The following is a 661-nucleotide window of genomic DNA, read 5'->3' as shown; positions in this document are numbered from 1 at the left end:
GAAATAGGTTTACACCTGTTTCACCCCAACGCCCGATGCACCGCATCGGGCGTTTTGTATTTCAAAGACAGGTGCGGTCGCTCGCCGTTATAGATCGATATCGACTCACTCACCATCTTCTTCGCTTGCATCAAATCCTGCGGCTGCTGGAGCATCAGCTCTGTCTTTAATATCCCGTTGACCCGCTCTGCCAAGGCGTTTTGGTAGCAGTCATAACCGTCCGTCATAGAACACCTGATGCCGTGTTTCGCGTGCAGTTCCTGGTACATCCCCGAGCAATACTGGCTGCCTCTGTCCGAGTGATGGACCAGCGACTGCTCCGTTCGACGGTGTTGCACCGCCCGACGCAACGCATGCGCTACCGACTCGGCGTGCAGGCTTTCATGAACGTGATAGCCCACGATTTTTCGCGAAAAAGCATCCGTCACTAGGCTCAGATAGGCCACACCCTCCTGAGTTGGCAAATAGGTGATGTCAGCCACCCAGACTTGTTCCGGGCCGCTTGGAACAACCTGATCAGGACCGGGCTTGAGCAGGTTCGGATGACGTCGAAAGCGATGATGGCTGTCGGTCGTCTTGTGGTAAGCCCGCCTGCGAGCCACCAATAAACGTCTTTCCCGCAGAATCGAAAACAGCCGATCTCGACCCACTTGCAGTTCAA

The 661-nt window shown here is 55.1% G+C and carries 1 protein-coding gene; it reads right to left on the bottom strand.

Translation table 11 applies throughout. The annotated features are described in order from the left end of the window. Positions 1 to 20 precede the first annotated feature (20 nt). Positions 21 to 661: IS3 family transposase (locus tag AC07W4_RS27835; RefSeq protein ID WP_495034730.1), on the bottom strand; the 641-nt coding region annotated here is incomplete at its 5' end.

Source organism: Pseudomonas sp. GW821-FHT02A08 (assembly GCF_059422045.1).
This window is presented reverse-complemented; position numbering and strand designations above follow the sequence as displayed.